This window comes from Paraburkholderia azotifigens (assembly GCF_007995085.1).
Lineage (GTDB): Bacteria > Pseudomonadota > Gammaproteobacteria > Burkholderiales > Burkholderiaceae > Paraburkholderia > Paraburkholderia azotifigens.
In genome coordinates this window covers 115,463-132,811 of sequence record NZ_VOQS01000001.1, presented here as the reverse complement: position 1 = coordinate 132,811, position 17,349 = coordinate 115,463, and the positions used below count along the sequence as shown (strand labels likewise).

At 62.7% G+C, this 17,349-nt stretch carries 14 protein-coding genes and 1 pseudogene; 10 read left to right on the top strand and 5 right to left on the bottom strand.

What is annotated here, in order from left to right; genetic code table 11:
- Positions 1 to 68 precede the first annotated feature (68 nt).
- The 3 genes from FRZ40_RS00620 to FRZ40_RS00610 are packed head-to-tail and all read left to right on the top strand — an operon-like array spanning position 69 to position 2,839.
- On the top strand, positions 69 to 1,013 hold the full coding sequence (locus tag FRZ40_RS00620) for a UDP-2,3-diacylglucosamine diphosphatase (RefSeq protein ID WP_147232984.1): 945 nt from the start codon (positions 69 to 71) through the stop codon (positions 1,011 to 1,013).
- A gap of 34 nt (positions 1,014 to 1,047) precedes the next feature.
- On the top strand, positions 1,048 to 2,079 hold the full coding sequence (locus FRZ40_RS00615) for a glycosyltransferase family 4 protein (protein WP_147232983.1): 1,032 nt from the start codon (positions 1,048 to 1,050) through the stop codon (positions 2,077 to 2,079).
- Between the two features lie 40 nt (positions 2,080 to 2,119).
- Entirely contained in the window at positions 2,120 to 2,839 is a 720-nt protein-coding gene (locus FRZ40_RS00610) for a diacylglycerol kinase (RefSeq protein WP_147232982.1), read from the top strand.
- Between the two features lie 46 nt (positions 2,840 to 2,885).
- On the opposite strand, the gene FRZ40_RS00605 is transcribed toward FRZ40_RS00610, so the two are convergent.
- Complete coding sequence (locus FRZ40_RS00605; protein ID WP_147232981.1) at positions 2,886 to 3,173, bottom strand: hypothetical protein; 288 nt, start codon at positions 3,171 to 3,173, stop codon at positions 2,886 to 2,888.
- A 798-nt stretch (positions 3,174 to 3,971) separates the two neighbouring features.
- Here FRZ40_RS00605 and FRZ40_RS00600 point away from each other — a divergent pair.
- From FRZ40_RS00600 to FRZ40_RS00585, 4 genes are all read left to right on the top strand, one after another.
- Positions 3,972 to 4,688, top strand: a complete 717-nt coding sequence (locus FRZ40_RS00600; RefSeq protein WP_028365528.1) for a TetR/AcrR family transcriptional regulator — start codon at positions 3,972 to 3,974, stop codon at positions 4,686 to 4,688.
- A 2-nt stretch (positions 4,689 to 4,690) separates the two neighbouring features.
- On the top strand, positions 4,691 to 5,275 hold the full coding sequence (locus FRZ40_RS00595; RefSeq protein ID WP_028365529.1) for an LOG family protein: 585 nt from the start codon (positions 4,691 to 4,693) through the stop codon (positions 5,273 to 5,275).
- Positions 5,276 to 5,314: 39 nt separating this feature from the next.
- On the top strand, positions 5,315 to 6,061 hold the full coding sequence (locus tag FRZ40_RS00590) for an SDR family oxidoreductase (RefSeq protein WP_028365530.1): 747 nt from the start codon (positions 5,315 to 5,317) through the stop codon (positions 6,059 to 6,061).
- Between the two features lie 251 nt (positions 6,062 to 6,312).
- The gene (locus FRZ40_RS00585; RefSeq protein ID WP_147232980.1) at positions 6,313 to 8,292 is read left to right on the top strand and encodes an ArnT family glycosyltransferase; all 1,980 of its coding nucleotides are present in this window, start codon (positions 6,313 to 6,315) and stop codon (positions 8,290 to 8,292) included.
- Between the two features lie 22 nt (positions 8,293 to 8,314).
- Here the strand turns inward: FRZ40_RS00585 and FRZ40_RS00580 are convergent, their stop codons facing one another.
- Positions 8,315 to 8,950 (bottom strand): DUF924 family protein, encoded by a 636-nt coding sequence (locus tag FRZ40_RS00580; protein WP_147232979.1) that lies wholly within the window; start codon positions 8,948 to 8,950, stop codon positions 8,315 to 8,317.
- Positions 8,947 to 9,678: an alanyl-tRNA editing protein gene (locus FRZ40_RS00575; protein WP_028365532.1), complete on the bottom strand. Its 732-nt coding sequence runs from the start codon at positions 9,676 to 9,678 to the stop codon at positions 8,947 to 8,949. Before FRZ40_RS00575 ends, FRZ40_RS00580 begins: the two co-directional genes overlap by 4 nt.
- A gap of 51 nt (positions 9,679 to 9,729) precedes the next feature.
- On the opposite strand from FRZ40_RS00575, the gene FRZ40_RS00570 reads away from it, so the two are divergent.
- The 3 genes and pseudogenes from FRZ40_RS00570 to FRZ40_RS45935 all read left to right on the top strand — a co-directional run bounded on the left by FRZ40_RS00570 (position 9,730) and on the right by FRZ40_RS45935 (position 15,489).
- Entirely contained in the window at positions 9,730 to 10,023 is a 294-nt protein-coding gene (locus tag FRZ40_RS00570) for a hypothetical protein (protein WP_147232978.1), read from the top strand.
- 185 nt (positions 10,024 to 10,208) lie between these two features.
- A complete protein-coding gene (locus FRZ40_RS00565; protein WP_147232977.1) occupies positions 10,209 to 14,384 on the top strand; it encodes a DUF445 domain-containing protein in 4,176 nt (1,391 codons plus the stop codon).
- 221 nt (positions 14,385 to 14,605) lie between these two features.
- Positions 14,606 to 15,489, top strand: a pseudogene (locus FRZ40_RS45935) (DUF1521 domain-containing protein).
- A gap of 110 nt (positions 15,490 to 15,599) precedes the next feature.
- Here the strand turns inward: FRZ40_RS45935 and FRZ40_RS00550 are convergent.
- Together FRZ40_RS00550 and FRZ40_RS00545 are read right to left on the bottom strand one after the other, a co-directional pair.
- Complete coding sequence (locus FRZ40_RS00550; protein ID WP_147232974.1) at positions 15,600 to 16,025, bottom strand: hypothetical protein; 426 nt, start codon at positions 16,023 to 16,025, stop codon at positions 15,600 to 15,602.
- A 5-nt stretch (positions 16,026 to 16,030) separates the two neighbouring features.
- Positions 16,031 to 17,332, bottom strand: coding sequence for a FliI/YscN family ATPase (locus FRZ40_RS00545; RefSeq protein WP_240057044.1), 1,302 nt, complete (start codon positions 17,330 to 17,332; stop codon positions 16,031 to 16,033).
- Between the last annotated feature and the right edge of the window lie 17 nt (positions 17,333 to 17,349).

The window sequence follows — 17,349 nt, the reverse complement described above, 5'->3', positions numbered from 1 at the left end:
CCGTGAATGTCACGACTCCGTCATACAGCAATGGCGCAATGCGGGTACTGCAACTCGACGCGTGAGCCATGGACAACAACACGTCCGCGACTTCCCTCTTCCGCCAGACTGGCACGAGCGTCGATCCCGGCGCCTTCGGGCCCCGCTCCTCCTCAGTCGGCCTGCCGCCCGTCCCACATCTGCCGACGATACCGACGCCTTCCGAAAGCCATCACGACGACGATCACGAGAACTCGCATCGTTATCGCACGATCTGGCTGTCCGACATTCACCTCGGCTCCAGCGGCTGTCAGGCGAAGTATCTGCTCGACTTTTTGCGGCACAACGAATCGGAGTACCTGTATCTGGTCGGCGACATCATCGACGGATGGCAGCTGAAGAAAGGCTGGTACTGGCCGCAGGGGCACAACGACGTCGTGCAGAAGATCTTGCGCAAGGCGCGCAAGGGGACGCAGGTCGTGTACATCCCCGGCAATCACGACGAGGGCGCGCGCCAGTTCTGCGATCTCGCATTCGGCGACATCCACGTGCGCGGCGAAGCATTTCACACGACGCTGCAGGGCAAGCGTCTGTGGATCGTGCACGGCGATCTGTTCGACGGCGTGATCCAGCATGCGAAGTGGCTCGCGTATCTCGGCGATACGCTGTACACGATGATTCTCGTGCTCAATCGCTGGTTCAACCGCATCCGCATCAAGCTCGGCTTCCAGTACTGGTCGCTGTCGCAATACCTGAAGCATCAGGTGAAGAACGCCGTCAACTTCATCTCCGCATTCGAGACCGTGATGACGGACGAAGCGCGTCGGCGCGGCTGCGACGGCGTCGTGTGCGGGCACATCCACAAGGCCGAGATCCGCGAGATCGACGGCGTGCTCTACTGCAACGACGGCGACTGGGTCGAAAGCCTGTCGGCGCTCGTCGAGACGTATGAAGGCGAGCTCAAGGTGATCTACTGGACCGTGATGCGCTCGCCCGAGGCGAACGCGACGAAGGTCCGCGCGGCGACGGCGTAATACGCGCCACCACTACTACGAGAGGGCCAATCGCATGAAGATCATGATCGTCACCGATGCGTGGGAACCGCAGGTCAATGGCGTCGTGCGCACGCTAAAGAACACGACGCGCGAACTGACGGAAATCGGCCACGAGGTCGATCTGCTGACGCCGCTCGAGTTCAGGACAATACCGTGCCCAACGTATCCCGAGATTCGCCTGTCGCTGCTACCGAAGCGCCATTTGCACAAGCGTATCGAGGAATTCCGGCCCGACGCGCTGCACATCGCGACGGAAGGTCCGCTCGGACTTGCCGCACGCGCGTATGCGATCAGGCACAAGCTGCCGTTCACGACTGCGTATCACACGCGCTTCCCCGAATACGTGCAGGCGCGCTTCGGCATTCCCGTCGCATGGACGTACCGCTTCCTGCACTGGTTCCATAAGGCCTCGCTGGCCGTGATGGCGCCGACGCCCGTCGTCAAGTCCGATCTCGAGAAGTTCGGCTTTACGAACGTCGTATTGTGGACGCGTGGCGTCGATCTCGACATCTTCAGGCAGATGGAGTCGAAGGTGCTCAACACCGCGCGGCCGATCTTCCTGTACGTGGGACGCGTGGCCGTCGAGAAGAATGTCGAGGCGTTCCTTAAGCTCGATCTGCCCGGCTCGAAATGGGTGTGCGGCGAAGGCCCGGCGCTCGCCGAACTGAAGTCGCGCTATCCGACGGCGAACTATCTCGGCGTGCTGACGCAGGCCGAGCTTGCGAAGGTGTACGCGGCCGCCGACGTCTTCGTGTTCCCGAGCAAGACCGACACGTTCGGACTCGTGCTGCTCGAAGCGCTTGCGTGCGGCACGCCTGTTGCCGCGTATCCAGTGACAGGACCGATCGACGTGCTTGGCGACGGCGGTGCGGGCGCGATGCACGAAGATCTGCGCGAAGCGTGCCTGCAGGCGCTGAAGATCGATCGCAACCATGCGCGTGCGTGGGCCGAGCGTTTTTCGTGGACGGCGGCATCCGAACAGTTCGCTGCGCATCTGAAGCCGCTGTCGCGCTCCACGTATAGCGAGGAAAGCGCCGCCGCCTGATCCGCCCGACGCGCTAGCGCCCTCACTTCTCGCCACGCCCATGCAAACGAGACAATCGAACGCATTGCGCGCTCCGCAGGAATCGCTGCGCGACGCCAAGACAGCAGCACCGCAAACGGAGCACGTCGGCGAGCCGTTCGACGACGTGCACGACATGCACGAAGACGGCGCGCCGCGCTCGCGTTATGCTGGACAGTCCAGAGCTCTTCCAGCGAAGCCATCCGCCATGTCATCCGCGACGCGTGTGCGCGCCTCGGGCGAATCTTCGTCCGACGAAGGTGCGGCCCCTCTAGCCGAAGCGCAGGAACCGCACGAGCCGCTCGGCCCGGACGATCCGCTCGCGCCGCTGCCGTTCAATCCATACAAGGGCAATCGCGGTGTTGCGCGTGCGTGGCACGCGATGAAGAATTCCTTTGCCGGGTTTCGTGTTGCGATTCGTGAGGAGAGCGCGTTTCGGCAGGAGTTGACGCTGGCGGCGATTCTTGTGCCGTGTGGTGTTTTTGTGCCCGTCGATGCGGTTTCTCGTGTTTTGCTGCTGGGGTCGGTGTTTCTGGTTTTAATCGTCGAGTTGCTGAATTCGAGCGTCGAGGCCGCTATTGACCGGATTTCTCTGGAGCGGCATGAGTTGTCGCGGCGCGCCAAGGATCTCGGCAGTGCTGCCGTGATGGTCGCGCTTTTTATTTGTGTTATGACCTGGGTTCTGCTCGTTGGTCCGCTCGTTGTGCGGTGGGCTGGAGGATGGGTTGCTGCTATCCGATAGCTTGTTGTTCTTGCCTGTCATTTATTTTTTGCTGGCATCCGCGAATTCATATCGGCTTGTCTGTGACGTTTTTTTCGCTGGCATCCGCGAATTCATATCCGCTTGTCTGTGACGTTTTTTTTGCTGGCATCCGCGGTTTCGTATCGGTGCTGCATGCGTTGCCCCTGTGCGGGGCGGCACCTACTTTTCTTTGCCGCGGCAAAGAAAAGTAGGCAAAAGAAAGCCGCTCACACCGCCAGTACTCGTTTTTTGCCTGCGGGCCCCCGTCGGGTCCCGCACTCCAGACGGCAACGCACTTTTCCACGCATGTCACCAGCGCCTTGAACAGGCGCATCACCCACTTCGATCACCCGTAGCGCAGCCAGCGGCAGCGAACGGTTTGTGCAGCCCAGGTGGCAAACGGTGTGTAGCCTGTCGCACCGTATGCGTCGGCGCTCCTACGACACCGATCCGCTTTTCAGTCCGGAGTGGTGCACTTCCATCACGACGGCCTACACACAGTTTGCCACCTGGGCGGCCGGGGACTTTCTGGTAAAGCGAAACGTGACGCGGGAAGGTGAAGTGGGTGAGGCGTGAGTTAGTACGCTGGCAACTCGCGTGAGACAGTGGGTTGCCGTGTGAAGTGCGGGACCCGTGGGGGGCCCGCAGGCAACAACTAGCATTCGCGGGGTTAGCCCGCTTTCTTTGCTTACTTTCTTTGCGGCGGCAAAGAAAGTAAGTGCCGCCCCGCACAGGGGCAACGCCTGAAGCACCGATACGAAACCGCGGATGCCAGCCAAACAAGAAACCAGAGCTAGCGCATTGCTGTGAGCAGGACGGGGACGTTGAGAGCCCTTGGGCAACTACAAGCACTGGCGGTGTGAGCGGCTTTCTTTTGCCTGCTTTTCTTTGCCGCTGCAAAAAAACAGGTGCCGCCCCGCACAGGGGCAACGCTAGCAAACCGATAACACAAAGCGGATGCCAGCAAAAAACCCAAACACCCCCTACAAACACGCAGACGCCCACAGTCTGCCCACAGAACGGTCGGTTTATAATCGTTGGAGCCTCAAGAGATAGCCAACCAGACCGGGTGGAGACACGCGCCGCAACACACGCGCATCAAACCGCCCGCCAACCACCAGGGCCGGACGACATGGAAGCCAAACCTCCCCGCCGCACGCGCGAACGGATTCTCGAACTCTCGTTGAAGCTCTTCAACGAAATCGGCGAGCCGAACGTCACGACGACGACGATCGCCGAGGAAATGGAGATCAGTCCAGGCAACCTGTACTACCACTTCCGCAACAAAGACGACATCATCAACAGCATCTTCAGCCAGTTCGAGCAGGAGATCGAAAAGCGTCTGCGTTTCCCGGAAGATCACCGCGCGACCATCGACGAGATGTGGTCGTATCTGCAGTACATGGTCGACTTCACCTGGCGCTACCGCTTCCTGTACCGCGATCTGAACGACCTGCTCGCGCGCAATCGCACGCTCGAAACACACTTCAAGCAGATCATCAGCCACAAGGTGCGCTTCGCGAGCCAGTTCTGCGAGCAACTCGTCGCGGACGGCGAAATGGTCGCCACGCCCGACGAAATCAAGGTGATCGCAACGAACATCGGCGTGATCGCGACGTACTGGCTGTCGTACCAGTTCGTGATGAACCCGCGCAAGTACAACGAGCAGGAAGCGATTCAGGCGGAACTGCATCAGGTCAGCGTGCAGATCGTGTCGCTGATGGCGCCGTACCTGCGCGGCCGCTCGCGCGAACTGTTCGACGACCTCGTGTCGGGCAAGCATCCGCAGCGCGAGTTCTACGACTACCTGCCGCCGCGCGAACCTCGTAACGAATCGAAGGACAGTTGAAGATGAAGGCAGTCTGCGTCTATTGCGGCTCCTCGGACGGAGCCAAACCGCTGTACCGCGACGCCGCGAAGGCATTCGGCCGCGCGCTCGTCGCAGCGAACCTGTCGCTCGTCTATGGCGGCGGCAAGGTCGGCCTGATGGGCGTGATCGCCGATGAAGTGATGGCGGCAGGCGGCCGCGCGATCGGCGTGATCCCCGAACTGCTCGTCAACAAGGAAGTCGGCCATAACGGCCTGTCGGAACTGCACGTCGTGCCCGACATGCATCATCGCAAGAAGATGATGGCCGATCTCTCCGACGCGTTCGTTGCAATGCCCGGCGGCGCGGGCACGCTCGAAGAGCTGTTCGAAGTCTTCACGTGGGCCCAGCTCGGCTATCACCAGAAGGCAGTGGCCGTGCTCAACATCGACGGCTTCTACGACCCGCTGATCTCGATGCTCCAGCACACGGTGCAGGAAGGTTTCATGCGCCAGACGTACTTCGACATCCTGCAGGTCGAGAGCGATCCCGCCGCGCTGATCGGCAAGCTGCAACGCTATCAGCCGCCCGCACAGGACAAATGGGCGGACCGGCGCGAACGCGTCTGACGCCGTCAGCCTCTTGCGCATCATGAGCCGGGAGTACACATGACGAAAGTGGTTCTGATCACGGGCGCGAGCCGCGGTATCGGCCGCGCGACGGCGCGCATGCTCGGCGCGCGCGGCTGGTCGGTCGGCGTGAACTACGCGAGCAACGAAGCGGCCGCGAAAGAGACGGCGGCCGAAGTCGGGCGCGCAGGCGGCCATGCGCGCCTGATCGCGGGCGACGTCGCCGACGAAGCGCAGGTTGTCGCGATGTTTGACGCGCTGGAACAGGCCTACGGCCGCATCGACGCGCTCGTCAACAACGCGGGCATCGTTGCGCCGTCTATGCCCCTCGCCGACATGGACGCGGCGCGCCTGAAGCGCATGTTCGACGTCAACGTGTACGGCGCGTATCTCTGTGCGCGCGAGGCGGCGCGGCGCATGTCGAAGGATCGCGGCGGACATGGCGGCGCGATCGTGAACGTGTCGTCGGCGGCGTCGCGGCTCGGCTCGCCGAACGAATATGTCGACTACGCCGGCTCGAAAGGCGCCGTCGACACGATGACGATCGGCCTCGCGAAAGAACTCGGCCCGCAGGGCATCCGCGTGAACGCCGTGCGCCCCGGCCTGATCGACACCGACATCCACGCAAGCGGCGGCCGTCCGGATCGCGCCGCCGTACTCGGCGCGCAGACACCCCTCGGCCGCCCCGGCACCGCCGACGAAGTCGCCGAAGCCATCGTCTGGCTGCTGAGCGACGCGTCGTCGTACGTGAACGGCGCACTGCTCGACGTCAGCGCCGGCCGCTGACCCTTCCCCTTCCCTTCATGCAGATTGCGCGGCGCTTCGGCACGATGCGCCGTGCATCGTCGCGTTTCGAGCATTTCGCCCTTTTCCCCACACTTCGCTGACCCATTTCGACACCCTCAAGCATTTTTGTAACCATTCGTAATAATCGGTCGATAGAATGCAAATATTCGCTCGCACAAGCGACGCGATGTCGTACGAACAACAGGATCGTGGCCCATGTTGTCGCGCTCCAAGGCCAGAGATCTTTCGTCATGCAGCAGCAGAATCCATCAAAGAAATGGCGCTGGGGAGCGAGCGCCTTGTCGGCACTGTTCACACTACGTGGAGCGCTCGCGCGCGTCGCCGCCGCAGTGGCGGCGCCGTTACGCCCTGACGAGGGAATCGGCACCGATGCCACAACACCGCTCCCACCCGCTCCGGCCATACAGCGCCTGATCGGGAGGCTCGCCGCTTCGCGCGCGGCGCGATGGACGATCGGCATCGCGCTGGTCTGTGCGTGGCTGTTGCCCGGCATGCTCGGCCACGATCCTTGGAAGCAGGACGAAACCTACACGTTCGGCATCGTCCAGCACATGCTCGATACGGGCGATCTCGTGGTGCCGACCAACGCGGGTCAGCCGTTCGTCGAGAAGCCGCCCATCTACGACTGGGTGGCGGCGGGCACTGCATGGCTGTTCAGCCGCTATTTGCCGCTGCACGACGGCGCACGCCTCGCCAGCGCCGTCTTTGGCGTGCTGACGCTGCTGTGCCTTGCGCGTATCGCGCGGCGCTCGACGGACGCGCCGCGTTGGCTCGACCTGCGCGTGATCGGCTCGCTCGCGCTGTTCGCGGGGACGCTCGTCGTCGTCAAGCACGCCCACGACATGATGACGGATGTCGCGCTGATGGCGGGCGCCGCGCTCGGCTTCTGCGGACTGTTCGAACTGGTGCTGCCGGTTCGAAGCGACGCCCCCATCGGCACCGACGCTTCGCATCGACACGACGCAAAACAGAACTACAAGGCCGCCGCGATGTTCGGCGCGGGCGTCGGCATCGCGCTGATGTCAAAGGGGCTGTTCGTTCCGCTCGTGTTCGGCGCGACGCTCTGCGCTGCGCTCGCGCTCTATCCGGCGTGCCGCAGCCTGCGCTTCGCACGCGCGCTCGCGCTGGCGGCATGCGTGTTCGCGCCGTTCGCGCTGATCTGGCCCGTCTGCTTCTACCTGCGCTCCGAGGCGCTCTTCAAGGTCTGGCTGTGGGACAACAACGTCGGGCGTTTCTTCGGTTTCTCCGTGCCCGAACTGGGTTCGAAAAACGACGACGGGCTCTTCGTACTGAAGACGCTCCTGACGGTCGGTTTTCCCGTCGTGCCGCTCGCGCTCGTTGCGCTCGTCGCGCTCGTCGCGCTCGCAGCAACGACACGCGACGGATGGCGTCAATGGCGCGAGCCGCGAATCGCGCTGCCGCTGATCTTCGCGGGCACGGGCTTCGCGGTGCTGCAAACTTCGGCGACGATCCGCGAGCTGTACATCCTGCCGTTCATCGCGCCGCTTGCGCCGCTCGCGGCGCGCGCAATCGAACGGCTGCCGCAGCGCCTGCATACCGTGTGGGACATCGCGAGCCGCGTTCTGTTCGCCGTGCTCGCCGTACTCGCCTGGACGATCTGGTCGACGATGACGAATCCCGCCGCCAGCCGCGCGTGGCTTCACCTTCTCGGCCGCTGGCTGCCGCTCGACTGGACGCTGCCGATCCGCCCCGTCGAAGTGACCGCGGCGCTCGCGCTGACGGTCGGCTGGCTGTGGCTGCTGCCGCTCGTGCGGCGCACGGGCAAGTGGCGCGGTGCGCTCAGCTGGTGCGCGGGCGCAATCGTCGCATGGGGACTCGTCGGCACACTGCTGCTGCCGTGGCTCGATCTGGCGAAAAGCTACCGCTCGGTCTTCGAAGATCTGCGCACGCACCTCGATGCGCAGTGGAACGCAGGCGATTGCATGGCGAGCGTCGCGCTCGGTGAATCGGAAGCGCCGATGCTGGACTACTTCGCGGGCATCGAGCACATGCCTTTGCAGGCCGCGAACACGACGGCAAGCTCGAGCGCCGATGCGCAAGCCTGCACGTGGCTGATCGTGCAAATGCGCAGGCAGAATCCGGCGCAGCCCGGCGAAGGCTGGAAGCTGTTCTGGTCGGGCGCGCGTCCCGGCGATAACGACGAACTGCTGCGTGTGTTCGTGCGCACGCCGTCGGGCGCGGGAGAATGAGCCCGCACGGCCCAACGACGCGCTAGAACGACGACCCCGGCTCGCGCAGGAACGCGATCTCTTCGTCGCTCGACTCACGGCCAAGCAGTGCGTTTCGATGCGGAAAGCGCCCGAAGCGCTCGACCACCTGCTCATGCCGTACGGCCGAGCGCGCATATGAGCGATCGAGCCCGAGCGCTTCGAGCAGCGTGTAAAGGCGCACGCCTTCGCGCTGGCCTTCGACGGTTTCGTCGTGCTCGAACGGGATATACGCGAACGCGCGGTGATAGACGGTCGGCAGCAGCACGTCGCCGCCCTCTTCGATCATGCGCCGCGCGATGTCCAGTGCCTGCGCGTCGCCGTCGTACATGCGCGCCGTTTTCCGGTGACAGTTGCGCATGAACTGATCGAGCACGATCACGAGCGCGAGTGCGCCGAGCGGCGTCGCAAGCCAAGCGTCGAGCTCATGCGCGAGCGCTGCTTCGATCAGCACGCCGAAGCGCTCGCGCAGCATCGCATCGAACGCGTCGCTGCGTTTGAACCAGCGCTTCTGATCCCTGCCGTATTCGTCCGAACCGGGTTTTCCGAACCAGCAGTCGAGCACGTCGCGCGCACGGGGATCGAGCGCCGCGTAGTCCGCTTCCGACGAATACGCGGCCGCGTCGAAGCGCACGCTCATGCAAGCTCCAGCACGAGCCGCCGCGTGCGTGCGCTTTTCTTTTCCAGCTTCGCGACGCGCAGTGCGCCGATCTCCTGCGTGTTGCGCACATGCGTGCCGCCGCACGGCTGCAGGTCGACGCCTTCGATGCGCAGCAGGCGCACGCGGCCGAGGCCCATCGGCGGCTTCACGCTCATCGTGCGCACGAGTTCGGGGCGGGCCGCCATTTCGTCGTCGGTGATCCACTGCGTGGCGACGCCGTGCGCTCCGCCGACGAGTTCCGCGAGCCGTGCTTCGACATCGTCGCGCCCGATCGGCTCGACTGTCGCGAAGTCGAGGCGCGCGTAGTCGGCCGTGATGCTGCAGCCGTCGACGGGATACGGCAGCACCGCGCACATCAGATGACTCGCCGTATGCAGGCGCATGTGCCGGTAGCGGCGCGCCCAGTCGATCTCAGCCGTCAACGTTTGACCGGCAGCGAGCTGCGCCAGCAACGCTTCCTGGCCGGGTGCGGGAACGTGGACGGCATCGTCGGGTGTCGCGCCTTCGAACTTTGCTTTACGCGTGTCGGCGATCTCGATGCGCGTGCCGTCGGCGAGCGTCAGCACACCCGCGTCACCCGCCTGGCCGCCGCCGAGCGGGTAGAACACGGTCTGGTCGAGATGGATGCCCTGCTCATCGATGGCAGTGACCGTCGCGTCGCAGCGGGTCAGATAAGCGTCGTCGCGAAAGAGCGCGCGCGTCGTCATGGAAAGTCTCCTTGTGTCTGCGGGGCACCTGCATGGCGCCATGCGGACATTATGTCCGACGCAGCCGCTCCCCGCCGCGTTCAGATCGAAGCGCTGCCGACCGAACTGTACCGGGCGTTTTGGCACGACGGTTTGCCGCGCAACATTCATGTGTTGCGCGAGTCGCGTGCGCGCGGCCTTTCGCCCGCCATCACGCAAAGTCCCGCCGCCATCACGCCAATGCATGCACCTGCAACCAGACCGATCAAATACGCCATCCTGACCTCGAGAAAAGGGATTGTCGATGAAGACGGGCATAGGCGGCTGCAATCTGCGATACGCCTGCCATGCCAAAGCGCCTGCTGATATCGACAGGATGCCGGAGGGCCCGGATGGCGGGTAGTACCGGGATATGTCATTGAAACAAGGGGTGCGTCAAATTGGCGCAGGTTATCGGCTCACTACATGACGCACATGCTGCAGCGCTCCAATGATCTGACCGTGCGACCTGTTAACACGGCATGTGATGCACCTTGATCTGGAGCGCAATCATGAGCATATCTAGTACGACTAACGGTAATCACCCGGCTTATTGGACTTATAAGGCGCAGGACGACAATCAGGAGCCAACGGCGGACAACTCCTCCCGCTTCGGCGGAGATTCCTCGCCCGATACGGGTGAAGGACAACAGAAGCCATCATCCCAGGACAACCCTCCCGCGTCACCTCCCGCCAGCACGACACAATCGACGCGCGGCGCGGTTCCCAGTTCTGCCGGTGGCGCCAACGTACAACCGGGCACAGCCGTCGCGAATCAGACAGACGATTCCGGGGCACCGACGCTTCCCGACGTGACGATCGAAGAACTCAAAGGATTATCCGACCGGTACGACACCGATTCATCGAACGGCACGCCGCAATCGCGCAGCCTGAACAACGACGAGGCCGAAAAAGGCAAGCTGGATGCCGCAACCGAACTGGACTATACGGGCTATCCGCCCGACGTCGCGCGTGTCCAGAAAGGCCTCGGCGACACGCAGGCGCAGCTCGCCGCGCTACCGCCTGAAGTTGCCCGACGCTACGCAACGCAACTCGCCGTCTACGAGGCCGCCTATTGCAACATCACATCGCCCGAAGCGCGATCCGTGATCGAACAGAAGCTCACGGAGCTGGAGTCCGCGATCCTGCAGGAGTACAACCGGTCGATCAACGATCCGCTCGATCGTGTTCTCTCCATCTTCAATCATCCATTGGGCGAAGGTTATCTGGACCCGTCGTACGCGAAGCAGCTCGCGCAACTCGACAATCTGCGCAAGGCGTTCCTCGGCGCGCCCAATGCGGCCGCTCGCGAAGCCATCCTTCGTCAGGCAGCCGATCTGAAAAACAGGCTGCAACATGCAGTAGCGGATGCAACGGATGCGTATCTCAAGAAGGACCGCGCTGAATGGGACGACGCCAACAGATTCGTCGATCAGACGCTGCAGGATGCGGAGAAGATCCAGGATCCCGTCAAACGCTACAAGGCCATCACCGACGCGCTGTTCTCGCTTAACACAGGCATGGGTGAGGATCCCGTCGCCGACAAGCGCGTGCTCGCGTTCACCCAGCGCCTCCAGAATGATCCGGACCTGCGTCACAAACTGGATATCTGGCAAGCCGCCGCGCACGACCAGTTAAAGGCAGCCGACGACCCCAGCAAACAGTCGGCGCAACGAGATCCCAACAATCCCGACGACAAGAACGGGCCCGCCCCTGTCCCCTCTTACTCGCACATTATCGACAACCCGCCGCCTGCCGGGCCGGACTATATTCGCGACCTTGCGGACCGGTTCACTCACGTGGGCCAGCAAGTCACGCGGACTGAAACAGCGGCGGCGGGAGGTCGCCCATACGGTCCTGCGCAACCGTCGAAGGCAACGCTGGCGGCACTCGAAGCCGTGTTCAAGTCGATTGCTCACCTGCTCCTGGGTCTCACTCCCCTCGCCGCGCTCAAATACCCATGGAGTCCCGACTCCGCGATGGCAAGCGGCAAGGCGGCAGTCACCGAAAGCGCGGTCAACATTCTCCTGAGTTTGCTCGACCCCATCCTTGGCGCACTCGGCGACGTGATCAAGGCGGGAGGAGAAGGCGCTCAATTCGCCAGGGAACTCGGCGAGGAAGCCGCGGAGACCGCCACCAGGCTCACGGGAAAGGGATTCAGGCTGGTTGAGAAGGACGGGCATCTCTCGCTGGAAGAAGATGGCAGCAAGGGCACGGGCCCGAAAGGCGAGGACGCGCCGCCCGCTGCGTCGTCGAATCTTTTGCCCGTCAAGAAAGTTCAGCCAGATAATCCCGATCAGTACGAAACAAGCTACGCACCGGAGCCGCCCGCGGGTCCTTCCGACGATCCGTCCGTTCTCGCCGCGAAGGCCCGCATGGGCGGCAAGCCGATGCAGATACCGGAGGACTACGCAGTCGCCGTCGATCCGAACACACTGATGCCTGACGAGAATGCACCGGGCGTCTATACGAACGACAGTGCCGAGCACTTCATCAAGAACGACGACAAGTATTACAAGGTCAACTACGATTCGGGCAACAACACCTGGCGCGTCATTCACCCGTCTTCGCCCGGCCGCTACACCTACCCCGTCAGATTCGATCCAACGGGCGAAGCGTGGGCGATCAACACCGACGTCGGACTCAAGGGTGGCGGGCCAATGTCGAGACTGGTTTCGCTAAGGAAATTCGCGCAGGATCCACCCGTCGCGAAACTCCTGCAGTCGAAAACGCTCAAGCCGCAAAACCCCTCTACCTGCTTCCTCGATCACGGCAAAGTGGCGAAGAACGCAGCCGACGTGCCTGACGGCAGGCTCACGCCCATTGCGAACGGACCGCTCAACGCAGCCGAGTTGCGCAAACAGCTGGAAAAAGGCCCGTTGGTGTTGAGTGCACGCGGCATCGCGCGTCCCGACTCCAACTATTCCGGCATGCATACGATCGTGCTGCTAAAGGTATTCAAGGGGGAAGACGGCAAAGAGCATGTACTTGGCATCGATCTCGACGACACGATAGGCCGCAGCGGCGCCGCGCAAAGTCCCGCGGACGGCGACTTCGGTGGTGTCGACTACGATCTCGACTCGCTAACGCGGAACGCCAGGCCCTACGTCGACGAAGAATCAGGTACGCCGCTGGAAATGTATTCGCGCCCGCAGCAAAGTACGGGCATCTGGGATTGGTTCAAGAGCAAGTTAGGCGGTGGCAAATCGACAGGCGGTGAAAGCAGCCCGACACCCCAGCCCGGGCCGTCAAGTTCGAACTGGGTACCCGACACCTACCAGACGCAGGTCAACGGCGATCTGAGCGCAGATCGATGGTTTCCCGGCATCCATCGCGATAGCATGGGCCGCGGCTATATCAGGCAGGGCGACAAGACCTACGCTGTGGCGTATGACAAGGACAATGCGACGTGGCGCGTGGTCTCGCCTGAAGGCGGGGCGAAGCCTTCATACCCCGTCCGGCAAAAAAACGACGGAAGCTGGGAACTCAATCCGGAGGTTGGGCTGCCGGGAGGCGGCAGGCAATACACCGATGACTTCGGCAAGGAAATATACGACGCTCGCAGTGTGGGCGACACGTTCCTCGAGATCGCCGAGCGGAATGGGGTTTCCGACAGTACGATCAGGAACTATTTAAACAAATACCTTTCCGCACATCCCAATCTCTTGCCCGTTGGTCAGCATTACCAGCCACGATACACGGATGCACGGGGTGGAGAAATCTACGAGGATTCCCAATCTGGCCTGTCTACCAAGCAGATCGCGGAAAGGCGAAACATGCCTCCTAAAAACGTCAGAGCATGGATTCAACGGTATGCAAACGAACACCGCCTGCCGCCCCCGCAGACCCGCATGAGCGAGGCTGAATTTACGCGCGTCGGACCCGCTATCTACAGCGAAATAGCGAACGGATCGTCTATAACAGCATCCGCGCACAAATTCACGGAAGGAAACCCCAACCTGGCCTTCCAGGCGGCATTGCGCTACGCGATCGAAAACAGACTCCCAAAACAGCCGGTCGAGCAAGCATGGGCAAAGTATCTGGAAGAAACGAATCGCCCGGCAGGTGCCGCAAGACGCACGGATGCCCCACTCGGACCCGTGGCCCAGCCCGAATTCGAACCGATGACACAAGACCAATATGATCAGATTCTTGAAGACTACGGCGCAGGTGAGTCATCGCAAGAGATTTCGCGAAAGACCGGCGTGCCAGAGGCGTGGGTAAAAAACGTCGAACATGGCTACGGCTATTATTCATCGTCCCAACACGCATATGTCGAACCGACCTACGACCCGGAGAACGTGGAACCGCCGGCCAAGCGGCTACGTACTGATCCCGCTCCGACCGATAACCCTTCGTCATCCTCGGCGGGTCCGTCATCCCCTGCGGCTGGTCCCTCGGGAGCAGGCCAGGCAGCAGGCAACTCAGGCGTTGCAGTCTGGGGACGTGCGGAGATGCGCCAGTACCTGCATGAGGACCCTGCCGTCGCACAGAACATGGACCCGCGTATCCGCGACGCCATCACCGGGTGGCTCGAAGGCGCCGGGCCCGCGCCCGATGGGCTGCAGCAGGAGATGATCGAGCAGGGCTTCCCCAACCTGACGCCCGCTATCCTGCGCGACTATCTCAACGGCAAAACACTTACCACCCAGCAAATGAGCGATGTCGAGGCATGGCTAGGCATCTGATCTTCCGGCTCGCGGCGCGCTTCGTTGAGCCGCATGACATCCGTGACGATGCCATACGGAGGCGATCCGGGTGCCGTTTCGATGCTGCGTTACGTATGTAGTGCATCCGAGATGCCATTGTTCTCTAGACTCTCCATGCGTGATCGGGCAACGCGAAATCATGTCCGATCACGCTGTCGCAACGACACGCTAATTGAATCACTAACCATCCAAGGAATGATATGCAGTCCACAATGAATAGCTTCTCCTCTTTCGCTTCGACACGCGAATCGTTCAGCCACTATGGCGCGCCTGCTCAGCAAAAGATGCAGAAGGCGGCGCTGAGCACGCAAATCATGCAAGCCACGCAATCGCTGACGGGCAACGACCATGGCAACACGATGAGCCGCAGCATGTATCAGTCATCGTTCAGCAGCACGTGGAGCCGTGGCGATAACGGGCGCAACCTCTACAGAAAAGCAAACGACACCCAGTGCGAACTTCAGCAATCGCGGAGCAACATGCAAAGCCAGCTCCGAAACAGTTGCGGCGATTTCAATCGACACCCCAACGCGAATTTCAAAATGGAGCAAAGCTATCAGAAGACGTCCATTCACATCGACGATTCCTCCAGGCGTTGCCAGAACAATAACAACTGGAGCAACACGTGCGTCCAGAACGGCAAATCGACGATCGATCTCGGCGACTACAAGCTCGATCTGAACAAGAGCGACTCTTCGATGCTGCTTACCAACAAGAAGACGGGTGAGACCACGAAGGTCTGGGGCGATCCGCACATCGACAACAACGGCAGCTCGAATATGTTCAAAGGCCCGATGTCGTTCAATCTGCGAGACGGTACGAAGATCACGGTGGGAACCAAGGGGACGGCAACGTCACCTACGCCGACAAGCTCACCATCACCAAAGGCAACGACGCTTATGTGGTCAACGGTCTGAGCGAGAAAAACGGCGCGCCGCTGACTGTCCAGCGCGAGGGCAATGGCCGCCTGCTCGACGCCCAGACGCCGGACGGCTATGAACTCGTAGCCAACCGCAGCGGCAAGGGCTGGATCGATCCCGCCACGGGCCACGCGCCGACGGCAGCCGACTTCAAGGCCCACTAAGCACGAACAAGGGTCGCCGCCGCGCGGCGGCCCTTGCGCTTTGCACCCGTACACACGATTCACACAAACGCGCCGCCTGCAATCACGCGCCCTACCCCGCCGCCGCGTCATCAAGCATCGGGATCGTCATCGCAGTGCTGCGCGGCTTTCAGACCCCGCACCCGCGTTCGCGCATCGTCCTCTCCCAACATCTCGCGCTGCAATGCGCGCGACGCCCGCTCCGCCTCCGCCTGCGCCTGCCGTTCCACATGCAGCGCCCTCGATAGCGCATCTTCGAGCGGGAACCGGTCGTCGTCATGCCGACGCAACGCCATGCGCCACAACATCGCCGCCGCGTTGCCGTTCTTGCACGCAGCGAGAATGCCGCCGCGCTTCGCGTCGTGATGTTCGATCGCCTGCTTCTGCCCCGCCGTATCGGCGGGTGCACGCTCGACGCGCAGACGCGCCTCCTTCAACAGACGCCGCCTGCGCTCGACCCTCAACCGTCGCACGTGGACGAGCAGTGTCCACAAGCGGATTTGCATCGCGTCCTTCATCGCCGTTATCCACGCGCGAGCGTACGCAGCGACGCCAGCGTCTGCTGCCAGCTGCAGTACTCGTCATGACGCTGACGCAGAAAACGCTCGACCATCGGATGACGGTCGATCGCAACATCGCTCGCGGCATCGTTGCCGCGCCGATATTCGCCTATCTGCAATAGCAGCTCGATTTCCTGATACCGGCTCATCCAGCCGCGCACGCGATTCGCCTCCTCGCGATGCGTGGAGGTCGTCACGCGCGTCATCACGCGGCTCTTGCTTTTGAGCACATCGATGGCGGGATAATGACCCGCCGCGCCAAGACGCCCCGACAATGCAATATGCCCGTCGAGCAGCGAACGCGACTCTTCCGCGATCGGATCCGACATCTCCTCGTCCTCGGCCAGAACCGTAAAGAAGGCGGTGACGGCGCCCTGCTGCGTCAGTCCCGCTGTTTCGATCAGCTTCGGCAGCTCCGCGAACACGCGCGGCGGATAGCCCCGGCGCACGGGCGGCTCGCCCACGGCGAGACCCACCTCGCGCAGCGCGCGCGCATAGCGCGTCAGCGAATCGAATAACAGCAGAACCTGCCTGCCTTGCGCGCGCAGATCGCTCGCGACGCTGCAGGCCAGCTCGGCAGCCTTGATGCGTTCCGCCGCGGGACGCTCCGACGTCGACACGATCACGACCGACGACGAGCGCCGCGCACCGAGATGATCGTGGATGAACTCGCCCACTTCGCGGCCACGCTCGCCGATCAGCGCGACGACGATCGCATCGACGGCCGCGCCGTTCGCGATCATGCCCATCAGCGTACTTTTGCCCCCGCCCGCAGGTGCGAAAATGCCGACCCGCTGGCCGACGCCGCAAGACAGCAGCCCATCGATCGCTCGCACGCCCGTCGCGAACGGCGCCGATATCACAGGCCGTTCGAGCGGATTGATCTGCGGCAGCATCGGCGTCGATGACGGCCCGCTTGCGGCCTCCGGGGCATCGCCGCCATCGAGCGGCCGGCCGAGCCCGTCGATCACGCGTCCGAGCAGCGCGGGCGCATCGAAACGTCCCCAGCCAAGCCCGCAGCCTTCCACCTGAGTGATGTTCGACAGCCCCGCGAGTCCATCGAGCGGCACGACGAGCGCACCATCCTGCGTAAAGCCGACCACTTCGCCGATCTGTGTCTCAAGCGCATCCGGCCGCGTGAGCCGAACCATTTCACCGATACGCAACGACGCACCCACGACCCGCACGATGACGCCACGCGCCTCGACGATTCTTGCATTAAGCACGGGCGGATTCGACAGCAGCGCCGGAACGACTGTTTTCATCTTGATGTCCGTCATGG

What these genes read in the sequence shown, in the direction of transcription:
- FRZ40_RS00595 (WP_028365529.1), top strand. Translation starts at nt 4,691, where the DNA reads ATGAAGGCAGTCTGCGTCTATTGCGGCTCCTCGGACGGAGCCAAACCG.
- FRZ40_RS00585 (WP_147232980.1), top strand. Translation starts at nt 6,313, where the DNA reads ATGCAGCAGCAGAATCCATCAAAGAAATGGCGCTGGGGAGCGAGCGCC.
- FRZ40_RS00550 (WP_147232974.1), bottom strand. Translation starts at nt 16,025, where the DNA reads ATGAAGGACGCGATGCAAATCCGCTTGTGGACACTGCTCGTCCACGTG.
- FRZ40_RS00575 (WP_028365532.1), bottom strand. Translation starts at nt 9,678, where the DNA reads ATGACGACGCGCGCGCTCTTTCGCGACGACGCTTATCTGACCCGCTGC.
- FRZ40_RS00590 (WP_028365530.1), top strand. Translation starts at nt 5,315, where the DNA reads ATGACGAAAGTGGTTCTGATCACGGGCGCGAGCCGCGGTATCGGCCGC.
- FRZ40_RS00605 (WP_147232981.1), bottom strand. Translation starts at nt 3,173, where the DNA reads ATGCGCCTGTTCAAGGCGCTGGTGACATGCGTGGAAAAGTGCGTTGCC.
- FRZ40_RS00580 (WP_147232979.1), bottom strand. Translation starts at nt 8,950, where the DNA reads ATGAGCGTGCGCTTCGACGCGGCCGCGTATTCGTCGGAAGCGGACTAC.
- FRZ40_RS00565 (WP_147232977.1), top strand. Translation starts at nt 10,209, where the DNA reads ATGAGCATATCTAGTACGACTAACGGTAATCACCCGGCTTATTGGACT.
- FRZ40_RS00545 (WP_240057044.1), bottom strand. Translation starts at nt 17,332, where the DNA reads ATGAAAACAGTCGTTCCGGCGCTGCTGTCGAATCCGCCCGTGCTTAAT.
- FRZ40_RS00615 (WP_147232983.1), top strand. Translation starts at nt 1,048, where the DNA reads ATGAAGATCATGATCGTCACCGATGCGTGGGAACCGCAGGTCAATGGC.
- FRZ40_RS00610 (WP_147232982.1), top strand. Translation starts at nt 2,120, where the DNA reads ATGCAAACGAGACAATCGAACGCATTGCGCGCTCCGCAGGAATCGCTG.
- FRZ40_RS00620 (WP_147232984.1), top strand. Translation starts at nt 69, where the DNA reads ATGGACAACAACACGTCCGCGACTTCCCTCTTCCGCCAGACTGGCACG.
- FRZ40_RS00570 (WP_147232978.1), top strand. Translation starts at nt 9,730, where the DNA reads ATGTCCGACGCAGCCGCTCCCCGCCGCGTTCAGATCGAAGCGCTGCCG.
- FRZ40_RS00600 (WP_028365528.1), top strand. Translation starts at nt 3,972, where the DNA reads ATGGAAGCCAAACCTCCCCGCCGCACGCGCGAACGGATTCTCGAACTC.